Here is a 976-nt window from a genome sequence, read left to right on the forward strand (position 1 = left end):
ATTTAAGCATGATTTCGAGGTATGAAACAGATTGGTGGTATGACTTACTTGGCAGTTATAGTTCTGAAGATTATCCATTTATTTATCAATTTCTAAGTATTTCTGCTCAAAAAATCCCTTACTATATTTCAAATTTTTTATTAATGGAACCAAATCTATTTCATGGGAAATAAAAAAAAACAAGTCAAATGACATGTGTTTTTAGTTGCTTGGCGACGTCCTACTCTCACAGGGACAAGGTCCCAACTACCATCGGCGCTAGAGAGCTTAACTTCCGTGTTCGGTATGGGAACGGGTGTGACCTCTCTGCCATCATCACCAAACTATGAAGGCATATTCCTTCAAAACTAGATAACATTGCTACATATTATATGGTTAAGTCCTCGATCTATTAGTATTCGTCAGCTCCACATGTCACCATGCTTCCACCTCGAACCTATCAACCTGATCATCTTTCAGGGATCTTACTAGCTTACGCTATGGGAAATCTCATCTTGAGGGGGGCTTCATGCTTAGATGCTTTCAGCACTTATCCCTTCCGCACATAGCTACCCAGCTATGCCCTTGGCAGAACAACTGGTACACCAGCGGTGCGTCCATCCCGGTCCTCTCGTACTAAGGACAGCTCCTCTCAAATTTCCTACGCCCACGACGGATAGGGACCGAACTGTCTCACGACGTTCTGAACCCAGCTCGCGTACCGCTTTAATGGGCGAACAGCCCAACCCTTGGGACCGACTACAGCCCCAGGATGCGATGAGCCGACATCGAGGTGCCAAACCTCCCCGTCGATGTGGACTCTTGGGGGAGATAAGCCTGTTATCCCCGGGGTAGCTTTTATCCGTTGAGCGATGGCCCTTCCATGCGGAACCACCGGATCACTAAGCCCGACTTTCGTCCCTGCTCGACTTGTAGGTCTCGCAGTCAAGCTCCCTTATGCCTTTGCACTCTACGAATGATTTCCAACCATTCTGAG

General features: G+C 46.8%; 1 protein-coding gene and 2 rRNA genes. 1 reads left to right on the plus strand and 2 read right to left on the minus strand.

Annotated elements, in window-relative coordinates:
* Positions 1-8: 8 nt before the first annotated feature.
* On the plus strand, positions 9-173 hold the full coding sequence (locus AAZT04_RS25995; protein ID WP_434682336.1) for a YaaC family protein: 165 nt from the start codon (positions 9-11) through the stop codon (positions 171-173).
* Between the two features lie 34 nt (positions 174-207).
* On the opposite strand, the gene rrf is transcribed toward AAZT04_RS25995, so the two are convergent.
* Positions 208-323, minus strand: a 5S ribosomal RNA gene (gene rrf / locus AAZT04_RS26000).
* Between the two features lie 48 nt (positions 324-371).
* Positions 372-976, minus strand: a 23S ribosomal RNA gene (locus AAZT04_RS26005); the annotation flags it as partial.

The organism is Serratia sp. Je.1.23.a, from assembly GCF_051129805.1.
GTDB classification, from domain to species: domain Bacteria; phylum Pseudomonadota; class Gammaproteobacteria; order Enterobacterales; family Enterobacteriaceae; genus Serratia; species Serratia liquefaciens.

Excerpts from the sequence above, each read along its gene's own strand:
- AAZT04_RS25995 (WP_434682336.1), top strand. The coding sequence starts at position 9 with ATGATTTCGAGGTATGAAACAGATTGGTGGTATGACTTACTTGGCAGT.